This window comes from Amycolatopsis endophytica (assembly GCF_013410405.1).
In the GTDB taxonomy this organism is placed as follows: Bacteria; Actinomycetota; Actinomycetes; order Mycobacteriales; family Pseudonocardiaceae; genus Amycolatopsis_E; species Amycolatopsis_E endophytica.
Window position 1 is genome coordinate 1,336,438 of record NZ_JACCFK010000001.1, and the last position, 12,124, is coordinate 1,348,561.

15 protein-coding genes are annotated in these 12,124 nt (G+C 71.5%); 3 read left to right on the forward strand and 12 right to left on the reverse strand.

What is annotated here, in order from left to right:
• The first annotated feature begins 85 nt into the window (after positions 1 to 85).
• Both HNR02_RS06585 and HNR02_RS06590 read left to right on the forward strand, forming a co-directional pair.
• On the forward strand, positions 86 to 295 hold the full coding sequence (locus tag HNR02_RS06585) for a BldC family transcriptional regulator (protein WP_179772295.1): 210 nt from the start codon (positions 86 to 88) through the stop codon (positions 293 to 295).
• Positions 296 to 431: 136 nt separating this feature from the next.
• Positions 432 to 605: a hypothetical protein gene (locus HNR02_RS06590; protein ID WP_179772296.1), complete on the forward strand. Its 174-nt coding sequence runs from the start codon at positions 432 to 434 to the stop codon at positions 603 to 605.
• A gap of 1 nt (position 606) precedes the next feature.
• Here HNR02_RS06590 and HNR02_RS06595 read toward each other — a convergent pair whose 3' ends face one another.
• The 4 genes from HNR02_RS06595 to HNR02_RS06610 are packed head-to-tail and all read right to left on the reverse strand — an operon-like array spanning position 607 to position 5,077.
• Positions 607 to 1,710 (reverse strand): MinD/ParA family ATP-binding protein, encoded by a 1,104-nt coding sequence (locus HNR02_RS06595; RefSeq protein ID WP_179772297.1) that lies wholly within the window; start codon positions 1,708 to 1,710, stop codon positions 607 to 609.
• Complete coding sequence (ccsB, locus tag HNR02_RS06600) at positions 1,710 to 2,699, reverse strand: c-type cytochrome biogenesis protein CcsB (protein ID WP_179772298.1); 990 nt, start codon at positions 2,697 to 2,699, stop codon at positions 1,710 to 1,712. The genes HNR02_RS06595 and ccsB overlap by 1 nt, the downstream gene beginning before the upstream one ends.
• A gap of 3 nt (positions 2,700 to 2,702) precedes the next feature.
• Positions 2,703 to 4,307, reverse strand: a complete 1,605-nt coding sequence (gene resB / locus HNR02_RS06605; protein WP_179772299.1) for a cytochrome c biogenesis protein ResB — start codon at positions 4,305 to 4,307, stop codon at positions 2,703 to 2,705.
• Entirely contained in the window at positions 4,304 to 5,077 is a 774-nt protein-coding gene (locus HNR02_RS06610) for a cytochrome c biogenesis CcdA family protein (RefSeq protein ID WP_179772300.1), read from the reverse strand. The genes resB and HNR02_RS06610 overlap by 4 nt, the downstream gene beginning before the upstream one ends.
• Before the next feature lie 121 nt (positions 5,078 to 5,198).
• Between HNR02_RS06610 and HNR02_RS06615 the strand changes: the two genes are divergently transcribed.
• Positions 5,199 to 5,750: a hypothetical protein gene (locus tag HNR02_RS06615; RefSeq protein ID WP_179772301.1), complete on the forward strand. Its 552-nt coding sequence runs from the start codon at positions 5,199 to 5,201 to the stop codon at positions 5,748 to 5,750.
• On the opposite strand, the gene HNR02_RS06620 is transcribed toward HNR02_RS06615, so the two are convergent.
• The 8 genes from HNR02_RS06620 to HNR02_RS06655 all read right to left on the reverse strand — a co-directional run bounded on the left by HNR02_RS06620 (position 5,687) and on the right by HNR02_RS06655 (position 12,112).
• Complete coding sequence (locus HNR02_RS06620; protein WP_179772302.1) at positions 5,687 to 6,262, reverse strand: TlpA family protein disulfide reductase; 576 nt, start codon at positions 6,260 to 6,262, stop codon at positions 5,687 to 5,689. The genes HNR02_RS06615 and HNR02_RS06620 overlap by 64 nt on opposite strands.
• On the reverse strand, positions 6,259 to 6,885 hold the full coding sequence (locus HNR02_RS06625; RefSeq protein WP_179772303.1) for a histidine phosphatase family protein: 627 nt from the start codon (positions 6,883 to 6,885) through the stop codon (positions 6,259 to 6,261). Before HNR02_RS06625 ends, HNR02_RS06620 begins: the two co-directional genes overlap by 4 nt.
• Positions 6,882 to 8,183: a glutamate-1-semialdehyde 2,1-aminomutase gene (gene hemL / locus HNR02_RS06630; protein WP_179772304.1), complete on the reverse strand. Its 1,302-nt coding sequence runs from the start codon at positions 8,181 to 8,183 to the stop codon at positions 6,882 to 6,884. Before hemL ends, HNR02_RS06625 begins: the two co-directional genes overlap by 4 nt.
• Positions 8,184 to 8,208: 25 nt before the next feature.
• Complete coding sequence (locus tag HNR02_RS06635; RefSeq protein ID WP_179772305.1) at positions 8,209 to 8,550, reverse strand: hypothetical protein; 342 nt, start codon at positions 8,548 to 8,550, stop codon at positions 8,209 to 8,211.
• Positions 8,547 to 8,969, reverse strand: coding sequence for a transport-regulating membrane protein Mce1N (gene mce1N, locus HNR02_RS06640; RefSeq protein ID WP_179772306.1), 423 nt, complete (start codon positions 8,967 to 8,969; stop codon positions 8,547 to 8,549). Before mce1N ends, HNR02_RS06635 begins: the two co-directional genes overlap by 4 nt.
• Positions 8,970 to 8,971: 2 nt before the next feature.
• The gene (locus tag HNR02_RS06645; protein ID WP_179772307.1) at positions 8,972 to 9,493 is read right to left on the reverse strand and encodes a hypothetical protein; all 522 of its coding nucleotides are present in this window, start codon (positions 9,491 to 9,493) and stop codon (positions 8,972 to 8,974) included.
• Positions 9,494 to 9,526: 33 nt separating this feature from the next.
• Positions 9,527 to 10,498, reverse strand: coding sequence for a porphobilinogen synthase (gene hemB / locus HNR02_RS06650; protein WP_179772308.1), 972 nt, complete (start codon positions 10,496 to 10,498; stop codon positions 9,527 to 9,529).
• A 78-nt stretch (positions 10,499 to 10,576) separates the two neighbouring features.
• The gene (locus HNR02_RS06655) at positions 10,577 to 12,112 is read right to left on the reverse strand and encodes a bifunctional uroporphyrinogen-III C-methyltransferase/uroporphyrinogen-III synthase (RefSeq protein ID WP_179772309.1); all 1,536 of its coding nucleotides are present in this window, start codon (positions 12,110 to 12,112) and stop codon (positions 10,577 to 10,579) included.
• Between the last annotated feature and the right edge of the window lie 12 nt (positions 12,113 to 12,124).

A 12,124-nucleotide genomic window follows, 5' to 3' on the forward strand; every position in this document is an offset into this window, starting at 1 on the left:
GCGGGTGAGATGCCACGATTGCGCCGTTGAGTGAACCGGGGTTTCGACCTCCGGTTTAGCAGGTTGGTCGTGAAGGAGGCGGAAAATGACCGCGAGCACGGGAGGGCGCCTGCTGACGCCCGGCGAAGTCGCCGCGTTGTTCAGGGTGGACCCGAAGACCGTGACCCGGTGGGCGACCGCGGGCCGCATCGGCTCGATCCGCACCCCGGGTGGGCACCGGCGCTTCCGGGAGACCGAAGTCAACGCCCTGCTGGCCGAGCTCACCACGGACGCCAACGAGCCGTCCCGCGTCTGAGCACGAAGCGAGACCCCGCGGACCGGCGCGACAGGCCGGGACCCGCGGGGCCCGAGCGCGTCAACCGGAACTCACAGCGGAGGGGTTACCCTCGGTTGAAGCAGTTCCGCGCCAACGCACTCGGAAGGGAGCGGGCATGATCTACCTGCTCGCAGCGATCGGAGCGCTCACCATCGCTGTCCTGTTGTGGCGAGCCTTCGGCCCCGAACGCGTCGGGGTGGCCTCGCGCACCCCCGTGGCGCCCGACGACGACCCCGACTTCCTGCGCAAACTCGGTGAGCAGCAGCCGAAGAAGTCCGAAGACGACTGACCTACCGTTTACCCGGGAACGCGTCCGCCATCGTCGCGGCGAGTTCCAGGAGCGCCAGCCGCGTCTCGGGGGTCAGGCGCTCCAGTTCGATCTCCGCGCCCTCTTCCAGGTGCGGGTCGAACGGGATCCGGCAGACCGCGCGGGTCCGGGCCGCGAAGTGGGCGGCCAGCTTGTCCAGGTCCACCGAACCCGCCCTGGGCCGCACCGAGTTGATCACGGTGATCGAGCGTTTCACCAGGTCGCCGTAGCCGTGGGCGTCCAGCCAGTCCAAGGTGGCCGACGCGCTGCGCGAACCGTCCACCGAGCCCGACGAGACCACGACCAGTGAGTCGGCCGCGTCCAGGACGCCCTTCATCGCCGAATGCATCAGACCGGTGCCGCAGTCGGTGAGCACGATGTTGTAGAAGTGCTCCAGCACGTTCACCGCACGCAGGTAGTCGCCCTCGGAGAACGCCTCCGACACCGCCGGGTCCTGCTCGCTGGCGAGGATCTCCAGCCTGCTGGCGCCCTGTGAGGTGTAGGCCCGCACGTCGCTGTAGCGCGTGATCTTGTCCGCGTCCCGCAGCAGGTGCCGCACCGTCGCGGTGGTCTCGATCGGGATCTTCTGCGACAGCGTGCCGCGGTCCGGGTTGGCGTCCACCGCGATCACCCGGTCCCCCCGCAGCGCGGCGAACGTCGAGCCGAGCGTGGTGGTGATGGTGGTCTTGCCGACACCGCCCTTGAGGCTCAGCATCGCGATCCGGAAACACCCGCGCAGCGGCTGGTTCACGCGCGCGACCAGCTCGCGCTGACGCTGTTCGAGCGGGCTCTCCCCCGGGTTGATCAGCTTGCCGGAGGCGACGTAGACGGCCTTGCGCCAACCCGACTGGGGCACGCGCTTCGGCGGCCGCACCGCCCGCTCCGGCGCGGCGTGACGCGGCCGGGACGGTTGCGGGAGGGGCGGATAGGGGTACTGCTGCGGTTGCCCGTACTGCTGCTGCAGCGGGGGCAGGTTGGGGTCGTAGCCGGGCTGCGGCGGTCGCTGCGGGGGCGGTTGCGCCGGGTGCGAGCTGGAGTCGGTGCGTTCGTCGGAGAAGTAGGACTCGGGCTCTCGCGGCTCGGTCATCAGCCGACCCCGGCGTAGGAATGCAGACCCGTCGTGACCAGGTTGACGAAGAACAGGTTGAACACCGTCACCGCGAACCCGACGACGTTGATCACCGCGGCACGCGTGCCGCGCCAGCCCGCCGTGGCCCGCGAGTGCAGGTACGCCGCGTAGACGACCCAGGCGATGAACGCGGTGGTCTCCTTGGGGTCCCAGCCCCAGAACCGGCCCCACGCGGCCTCGGCCCACACCGCGCCGCACAGCACGCCGAAGGTGAACAGCGGGAACGCGAACACGGTGGTGCGGTAGGCGATGCGGTCGAGCACCTCCGAGGACGGCAGCCGAGCACCGAACCGGGCGAAGCGCTTCGGGTCGCGCTCGTGCGCCGTGCGCAGCAGGTAGAAGATGCTGGCCACGCCGGGCACCAGGAAGACACCGGAGGACACGGCGGCCGCGGACACGTGGATGGTCAGCCAGTACGACTGCAGCGCCGGCTGCACCGGGGCGGCCACGGTGTAGAGCATCGTGCCGCCGACGAACATCAGGATCACGACCGGCAGCAGCAGGAATCCGGACAGGTGGCGGGCCGGGAACTTGCGGATCACCACCAGCCAGGTCACCACGGCGATGAACGTCACCGCCATGATGTATTCGTACATGTTGCCCCACGGCACGCGGTGCGTCGCCAGCCCGCGCAGCACCAGCGCGGCCAGGTGCAGCACGGCACCGAGGATCGTCAGCGCGGCACCCATCCGGCCGACACGCTCCGCCCGGCCCCGCGCGGCGCGGGCCGACGCGTTTTCCACCGGAGGGGTGACGGACTCGGTCGTGTCCGGACCGCCTGCGCCGACCAGTTCGCGAGCGCGCTCGCGGGTGCGCTGCGCCGCCTGGCGGCCCTTGGCGCCGAAGGACTGTTCGATGAGGAAGAAGACCAGCGCCAGGACGTAGATGGCGGTGGCGGTGGTGTAAGACCAGTCGGAGTACTGGGACAAGGTCTCGTTGACCGGCATTGCCTACCTCTTCTTCTTGCCTGTGAGCAGCTCTTCCGCGATCCGGGTGAACTCCTCGCCGTAGCCCGCCTGGTCGGTGCGGGCGAGCCCGCCCACCTCGACCAAGGTACCCGTCCCGGACCCGCCGCCCGGGACGACCCGCACCCACAGCCTGCGGCGTTTGATCACCAACGACAACCCGAGACCCAGCAGCATGGCGATGGCGAACCCGAGCACGTACGTCTGGGTGGGGTCGTGCGAGATCTGCAGCGACACGTAGCGCTGCACCCCGTCGAACCGCACCACGGTGCCGTCGTCGAGGGTGACCGTCTGGCCGACACCGAGGTTCGAGCGGGCCACCCTGGTCAGGCGCCCGTCGTCCACCATGGACTGGTCGATGGAGAAGATCGACTGGCTCTGCCCGGAGTCGAGCCCGAGGTCCCCGCGCATCACGTCGATCGCGACCATCGGGTTGGTCTGCTCCGGGCCGCCGCCGGTGAGCACGCCGCCGTGCAGCAGTCCGTCCGGCGCGAACAGCCCGGTGATGGCGATCTGCTTGGTGCGCCGCTCGAACGGGTCGGTGATGCCGGGCGGGTCGGCGAACTTGGTCGCGCCCTCGTTGAGGGTCCCGGTGGGGTCGGTCGGGCGCCACTGGGTCGCCAGTGTGCGCTCGGCGCCGTCCGGCCAGGTGACCGTGAAGATCGGCGTCCACCCGTTGCCCAGCAGGTAGACCCGGTCACCCGCCAGGCGCAGCGGTGAGTTGACCTCGAGCAGGTAGTCGCGCCAGGTGCCGCTCTCCAGATCGGCGCCGGCCTGGTACTGGACGTTCGACTTGTACTGGACGGGCTGGCCCGCCTCGGTGTACTCGGCGGAGAAGTCGTTCACCTTGACGCAGAACGGCGCCAGCTCGGTGCCGTCGACACGCAGGCCAGGGGTGAACGAGTCGTAGGCGTAGATCCCGGAGTTGCAGAACTGGGACCCGTCGGCCTGGACGATCACCTGGCCCTCGTAGGTGTACATCTTGCCCAGCGCGAACGCGAGGATCAGGCCGAGCATCGCGAAGTGGAAGACGAGGTTGCCGGTCTCGCGCAGGTAGCCGCGCTCGGCGCTGATCGTGCGGGCGCCGTCGGCCTCCTCGCGCTCGACCGTGCGCCAGCCCTTGAGGCGGGCGCTGGCGGAGGCCAGGACGTCGTCGGCGTCGCGGTCGGTGGTGGCCCCGCTGAAGTGCGGCAGCCTCGACAGGTTGCGCGGCGTCAGCACCGGCTTGGCGCGCATCGCCTTGAAGTACTCGACGCTGCGCGGCAGCAGGCAGCCGATCAGCGAGATCATCAGCAGCAGGTAGATCGCCGAGAACCAGACGCTGGAGTAGACGTCGAAGAACTGCAGGCGGTCCAGCAGCGTGCCCCACCAGCCGTGTGCGGCGATGTACTCCGCGGTCTTCGGGGCGTTGAGCGTGCGCTGCGGCAGCAGCGCGCCGGGCAGCGCGGCGAGCGCGAGCAGGAACAGCAGGATCAGCGCGGTGCGCATCGCGGTGAGCCCGCGCCAGGTGTTGCGCAGGAACGCCAGGACGCGCCTGCCCGGCGAGTTCCGGTACGGCTTGGGTTCCGGCGGTGCTTGGGTGGCGGTCACAGCGGCAGCACCGTGTCCGTCACGAAGGCGTTGCGCATCCAGCTCACCAGATCTCCCCACAGGCCGGTGACCAGCAGCACCCCGACGACGAGCAGCAGCGCCCCACCGAAGATCTGGACCCGGCGGCCGTTGCGGCGCAGCCAGTCGGTGGCGCGCACGGCCCAGCGGGCGCCGAACGCGATGAGCAGGAACGGCAGGCCGAGACCGAGGCAGTAGACCAGGACCAGCAGGAACCCGCGGGCACCGCTGGAGCCGGTGCCCGCCGCGAGCGCGAGTACCCCGGACAGCGTCGGGCCGATGCACGGCGTCCACCCCAGGCCGAAGACGGCGCCCAGCAGCGGCGCGCCCAGCAGGCCGCCGCGCGGGACCCGGTGCGAGCGGACGTCACGCTGCAGCGCCGGGATGAGGCCGAGGAACACCAGCGCCATCGCGATGGTGACCACGCCCCCGACGCGCTGCAGCAGGTCCTGGTTGACCAGCAGGGCGTCGGCCAGCCACACCAGACTGCCCACGCCAGCCGCGAAGACGACGGTGAAACCGAGCACGAACAGGCCGGCCGCGCCGACGACCGCGTAGCGGCCCTTCTTGCGCTCCTCCTCCGCGGTGATGGCGGGCGCGTCGGCACCGACCAGCGCGGCGAGATAGGCGAGGTAACCCGGCACGAGCGGCACGACGCACGGCGAGGCGAACGAGATGGCGCCGGCGACCAGGGCGACCCCGGCGGCGAGCAGCAGCGGCCCGGAGGTCGCCAGCTCGGTCACGGAGTTCACGGTTCGAGGGTAAGCAGTGAGTTCGGTGTGAGTTCACCGGGCTGGCCTCGGCCGATCGGCCGAGGCGGTCGAGCTGATCGACCGAAGCGGGCACCGCGGCCGCCACCCTACCTTTCCCGGCATGACGATTTCGCTGCGTGCCCACACGTCGCTGTCCGTGCTGGTCGGGGCACCGCTGGTGTGGGAGATCTCTCGCGTCGATCTCGCCTGGGAGTCGCTGCCGTTCCTGCTCTGCTGCGGGTTCACCGCGGCCGCGCCGTGGCTCGCGCTGCGGTTCGGGTGGTGGACCGGTGTGCTGCCCGCGGCCGTCGGCGTGCTGGGCTCGGCCGGGTTCGTGCTGTGGCTGGACCACCTGCCCGCGCGGCCCGAGGTGGCGAACCTGCCCGCGGTCCAGATCGCGGGCGTGCTCGCGGTGCTGGTGATCGTCGTGCGCGACGCCGGGCCGTGGGGCGCCTGGCTGGGCGGCGTCGTGCTGGCGTCGTCCACCGCGGCCGCGGCCACCGCGATCCAGCTGTGGACGCGGGCCCCGCACTACGCCCCGACCGTCGCGGGTACCGCGCTCCTGCTCTTCGGCGGGGCGCTGGCCTCCGGCGTGTACCTGCGCTCCGGCTACTCCGCCGCCAGCCGCTGGACCACCGGCAGCACGTCGGCGGCCAGGATGGACCTCAGGTAGACCGCGGCGACCCGCTGCTGCTTGTCCAGGATGATCGTGGACGGCACCGCGTTGCGCGGGTAGCCGGAGAGCTTGAGCAGGCTGCGGCCCGGCGCGTCGTAGATCGAGGGGTAGGTCAGCTGCCGGTTGCGGACGAAGTCCTGGGGCGCCGACCGGTCGTCGTCCCGCACGTCGAGCCCCAGCACCTGCACGCCCTGCGCCCGGGTCCGCGTGTGGAGCTTCTCCAGCTCCGGCGCCTCGGTGCGGCACGGCGCGCACCACTGGCCCCAGATGTTGAGCACGACGACCTTGCCCGCGTAGTCGGCCACCGAGATCGTCTTGCCCTCGTTCATGAGGTCGTCACCGGACATCTCCGGGATCGGCTGCCGGTCGGCGCCCTCGTAGAAGATGTCGGTCTTGCCACCCGGCGCGACGAACTGGAAGTTGCTGCCCTGCGAGACCGCGTCGTCGCCGGTGCTGCACCCGGTGAGCACGAACGCGGCGGCCAGTACGGCCGCGAGGACCCGCCTCATGCCCCGGTCACCTTCGGATCGGTGGCGCCGGCGGGCTCGCTGTAGACGATGTCCACCAGCTTCTCGCCGTCGAACACCAGGCTCGTCAGCGAGGCCAGGGAGCACTGGCGGCGGCGCGGGTCGTGCCACAGCGGCTTCGCTTCGAGGAACCGGCGCAGCGTCCAGATCGGCAGCTGGTGCGACACGCACAGCGCCTCGTGGCCCTCGGCCGCGGCGCGGGCCCGCTGGACCGCGCCGAGCATCCGGTGCGCGATCTCCACGTACGGCTCGCCCCACGACGGCAGGAACGGGTTGCGCAGCTTGTTCCAGTGCCGCGGCCGGCGCAGCGCGCCGTCGCCGACCGCGACCCGCTGGCCCTCGAACTGGTTGCCCGCTTCGATGAGCCGCTCGTCGGTCCGCACGTCGAGCCGGTGGGCCGCAGCGATCGGCGCCGCCGTCTCCTGCGCGCGCTGCAGCGGTGAGGCGACGACCACCGTGATGTCGTGCGCGGCGACCGCTTCGGCCACGGTCAGTGCCTGGCGGCGGCCGCGTTCGGAGAGGTGGAACCCGGACAGGCGGCCGTAGAGGATCCCGTCGGGGTTGTGCACTTCGCCGTGACGCAGGAGGTGGACGATCGTCGTCACTGGCGAGCCTCCGCAGCTGCCTTCGCGGCCGACGGCAGCGCGGCTTCGATGACCTCGAACGCGGCGTCGTCCATCGCGGCGTTGACGAACCACGCCTCGAACGCGCTCGGCGGGCCGTACACGCCGCGCTCCAGCAGCGCGTGGAAGAACGGCGGGAAGCGCCAGGTGTCGGAACTGGTGGCGTCGTGGTAGTTCCGCACCGGCTCCTCGCGGAAGAACACGCTGAGCAGGTTGCCCGCGTATGCCACGTGGTGCGGCACGCCCGCCTTGGTCAGCGCCTCGGTGAACAGGGCGCCCAGACGCTGCGAGTTCGAGTCGAGCTTGCGGTACACCTCGTCGTCGGCCGCGCGCAGGGCCGCCAGGCCGCTGGCCACCGCGACCGGGTTCCCGGACAGCGTGCCCGCCTGGTAGACCGGGCCGGTCGGGGCCAGCCGCGCCATCACGTCGGAGCGGCCGCCGAACGCCGCGGCGGGCAGCCCGCCGGACATGACCTTGCCGAACGTGTACAGGTCGCCGGGCACGCCCTCGACGCCGAACCAGCCGGACTTCGACACGCGGAAGCCGGTCATGACCTCGTCCATGATCAGCAACGCGCCGTGCTCGTGCGCGATCTCCCGCAGCTTGGCGTTGAAGTCGCCCTCCGGCGCGACCGCGCCCATGTTGCCCGCGGCGGCCTCGGTGATGATCGCCGCGATCGAGTCCGGGTTGTCCGCGAAGGACTGCCGCACGGCCTCGATGTCGTTGTAGGGCAACACGATGGTGTCCGCGGCCTGCGCACCGGTCACACCGGGCGAGGTCGGCAGCCCGAGCGTCGCGACACCCGAGCCGGCCTGAGCGAGCAGCGCGTCGACGTGCCCGTGGTAGCAGCCGGCGAACTTGACGATCTTGGCGCGCTCGGTGAACCCGCGGGCCAGCCGGATCGCGCTCATCGTCGCCTCGGTACCCGAGTTGACCAGCCGCACCTGGTGGACCGGATCGACGCGGTCGATGATCTCCTCGGCCAGCTCGACCTCACCGATCGTCGGCGTGCCGAACGACAGGCCGGAACTCGCGGCGGCGCGTGCGGCTTCGACCACCGCCGGATGCGCGTGCCCGAGGATCATCGGCCCCCACGAGGACACCAGGTCCACGTAGCGGTTGCCGTCGGCATCCCACAGGTGGGCACCCTCGCCGCGCACCATGAACCGCGGCGTGCCGCCCACCGAGTTGAACGCCCGCACCGGGGAGTTCACGCCGCCGGGTGTGACGGCGGCGGCCCGGTCGAACCATGCCCTGGACTTGTCGACTTCGTGCGTCACGGGCCCCAGTCTTGCAAAGGACTCGTCAGGCCTGGTTCAGGTGTCCGGCGAAGTAGCCGAAGTCATCCTCGTCGCGGGCCTTGCGGCGGCGCCGGACGCGGACCGCCAGCAGGACCTCGCGCACGGCGTCGACCACGAGTACCGCGGCGACCGTGCCGACGCCGATCGCCCCCGCCAGCCAGCTGCCGATCCAGCGCGTGCTGGTCAGGACCGTGCCGTCGGTGAGGGTCACCGTCATCGTGTGGACGCCGGAGTCCCACAACCGGAACGCGGCCCAGACGGCCACGGCGGCCAGCACCAGCTCGGCCAGCGCGACCAGTGCGCGCCAGGGCTGGTGCAACCTGGCCTGTTCACGCCGCTCGTTCACGTGACCAGCCTCTCATGCAGCGCGGTCCGCAGCGCACCGGCGTCCTTCGCCCAGGCGAGCACCACCGTGTCGTCGGTGAGGCGGACGGGCAGCGTGTCGTACTTGCCGGGCACCGTCCAGCCGCCGCCGAGCACGCGCGCGCCGGTGGGCGCGCCGACGTCGTCGACCTCGGCGATCTGGTCGAGCGGCAGCCGTTCGCGGCCCTGCCACAGCTCGTCATCGGTGACCTGGACGGTCAGGAAGCGGCGCCGCGCGTAGACCCACGGCGCGGTGATCGTGGCCAGCCCGAGGCCGACGATGACCCAGGCGATGGCGTGGGTGGTGCCGGTGAGCAGTTCGGCGAGGTAGCCGAGCACGGCGAAGCCGGGCCCGTAGGCCAGTGCCGACCAGCTCGCGCCGCGCTCGATGAACCCGGCCACGGCTACCGGCGGCCGACCTTCGGGAAGAACCCCTGCACGGACGGGATGTAGAGCAGCGCCAGCGCGGCGAGGGCGAGCAACGTCGCGATGAGCGTGAACCCGGTGTAGGCCTGCAGCAGGAACTGGAACAGCAGGGTGATGATCGCCAGCACGGTCAGCACCGTGCGCGCCGAGCGGGTGCCCTGGCGGGCCTTCCACGCGAACAGGATGTAGAACACGGCGAACGACACGGAGCCGACCAGCAGCATCGCGAACAGCACCGTGGTGCCGGAGGAGATCTTGTCCGGCGTCACGTCGGGGTTGGTGTTCGCCTCGATGAGCCGGTCGATCACCACCTGGCGGGTGAGGAACACCACGAGGTAGGCGATGACGAAGAGGACCCCGCTGACGACCCACAGCCAGAAGGACACCTGCACCGGTTTCGGCGCCGGGGGACGCGGTTCGGTCTCGTCATCCGGCAGGCTCGGCGCCGGGGGCAGGCCCTTGGCGCGGCGCTCGTCGTCCGATTCGTTCCCTGCGGTCACCCGGTAGAGACTACTGGTCCCCGCCTCCGGGGCTCAGTCGAGCCAGGCGGCGGCCTCGGTGGCCCAGTAGGTGAGGATCATGTCCGCGCCCGCGCGCCGGATCGAGGTCAGCACTTCGAGGATCGTGCGCTCGCGGTCGAGCCAGCCGTTCGCCGCGGCGGCCTCGACCATCGCGTACTCACCCGAGATGTTGTAGGCCGCGACCGGCACCGGGGACGCGTCAGCCGCCTGACGGAGAATGTCCAGGTAGGACAGCGCCGGCTTGATCATGATCGCGTCAGCGCCCTCTTCGAGGTCCAGCTCGATCTCACGCAGCGCTTCGCGCGCGTTGCCCGGGTCCTGCTGGTAGCTCTTGCGGTCGCCCTTGAGCTGGGAATCCACCGCCTCGCGGAACGGGCCGTAGAACGCGCTCGCGTACTTCGCCGAGTAGGCCAGGATGGCGGCATCGGTGTGACCGGCCCCGTCGAGCGCCCTGCGGATCACGCCGACCTGACCGTCCATCATGCCGCTCGGCCCGACCACGTGCGCCCCGGCCGCGACCTGGGCGACCGCCATCCGCGCGTACAGCTCCAGCGTCGCGTCGTTGTCGACCGCGCCGCGGTCGTCGAGGACACCGCAGTGACCGTGGTCGGTGAACTCGTCCAGGCAGGTGTCGGCCATCAGGACGGTCGAGTCACCCAGCTCGGACCGCAGATCGCGGAGGGCGACGTTGAGGATGCCGTTCTCGTCGATCGCGCCGGAACCGGTGGCGTCGCGCTCCGCGGGGATGCCGAACAGCATCAGCCCGCCGACACCGGCCCGCACCGCCTCGACGGCCGCCTTGCGCAGCGTGTCACGGGTGTGCTGGACGACCCCCGGCATGCTCGAAATCGGCCGCGGCGCGGTGGCGCCCTCGGCGACGAACAGGGGCAGGATCAGCTGACGCGGCCGGAGGGTGGTCTCGCTGACCAGGCGGCGCATGGCCGGGGTGGTGCGCAACCGGCGGGGACGATGCTCGGGGAACACCCCCTCGACGGTACTCCGGCCCCGGACACGGCTCAGGGCCGCCCGTGACATCTCACAGACGGCCCTGAGCAGGGAAGATCAGGAAGAACGGCGGGTGCGCTTCGCCTTGCGCGGCGGCGGCAGGGCGCCCTCCGCGCGCAGCTTGGCGGCGTGCGCGGCGAGCGCGTCCACCAGGTGCGGCACGTCGGCCACCTCGGGCTGGACGTCCACCCGCAGACCGAACTCCACGGCGGTCTCCGCGGTCTTCGGCCCGATGCACGCGACCAGCGTGCGGGTGTGCGGCTTGCCCGCGATGCCGACCAGGTTCCGCACGGTCGAGGACGAGGTGAAGCACACCGCGTCGAACCCGCCGGTCTTGATCATCTCGCGGGTCTCGGCCGGCGGCGGCGCGGCCCGCACGGTCCGGTAGGCCGTCACGTCGTCGACCTCCCAGCCGCGCTCGACGAGCCCGGCCGACAACGTCTCGGTGGCGATGTCCGCGCGCGGCAGCAGGACGCGGTTCACCGGGTCCAGGATGTCGTCGTAGGGCGGGAACTCGGCCAGCAGGCCCTCGCTGGACTGCTCGCCCTGCGGGACCATCTCCGGGTTGATCCCGAAGGCACGCACGCGCTCCGCGGTGGCCTCACCGACGCAGGCGATCTTCACGCCGGAGAACGCGCGGGCGTCGAGGCCGAACTCCTCGAACTTCTCCCACACCGCGCGCACCGCGTTGGCCGAGGTGAACACGATCCACTGGTAACGGCCGTCGACCAGGCCCTTGACCGCGCGCTCCATCTGCGCGGGGCTGCGGGGCGGCTCGACGGAGATCGTCGGAACCTCGTGCGAGGTGGCGCCGTGGCTGCGCAGCCGCTCGGCCATCTCCCCGGCCTGCTCCTTGGTGCGCGGCACCAGGACCTTCCAGCCGTAGAGGGCGCGCGACTCCCACCAGGACAGCTTCGAGCGCTGCCCGGCCTGCTCGCCGATGGTCACCACGAGCGGGCCGACCAGCTCACCGGCGTCCTGCGACAGGCTCGCCAGCGTGGTGTCGACCGTGCGCTGCGTGTTGATGGTGCCGTTCGCGGTGACCGCGACCGGGGTGGTGCCCGCCAGACCGTGCTCGGTCAGCGCGCCCGCGGCCTCGGCCAGCTGGGCCGACGTCGCGTGCAGCACGATCGGGCCCGGCGCCGAGGCGACCTTCACCCAGTCCACGTCACCGCGGACGTCGACGTCGGTGTAGCTGCCGCCGAGCGCGATGCCGGCGTAGGCGGGCACGGCCGAACCCGGGGCGATGCCCGGCACGACCTCGAAGACCGCGCTGGTCTTCGCCACGGCCTGCACCTCGGCCACGGCGGCCGCGCTGGTCAGCGGGTCGCCGCTGGACAGGCGCAGCACCAGCCGCCCGCCCTTGGCCTCGTTGGCGAGGTCCTTGGCGACCTCGGCGGGCTCACCGACGGCGGGCCGCACCTCGGCGTCCGCACTGGCGCCCGCGAGCACTCCGGCGGGCACGTCCGGATCGGTCACCACGACCTCGGCCTTGGCCAGGAGCTCCTGGGCACGTACGGTCAGCAGTCCGGCGTCGCCGGGGCCGGAGCCCACGAAGGCGACGCGCCCAGCGGTTGTCCGCGCGGGGGTCATCGTGTCTTTCTC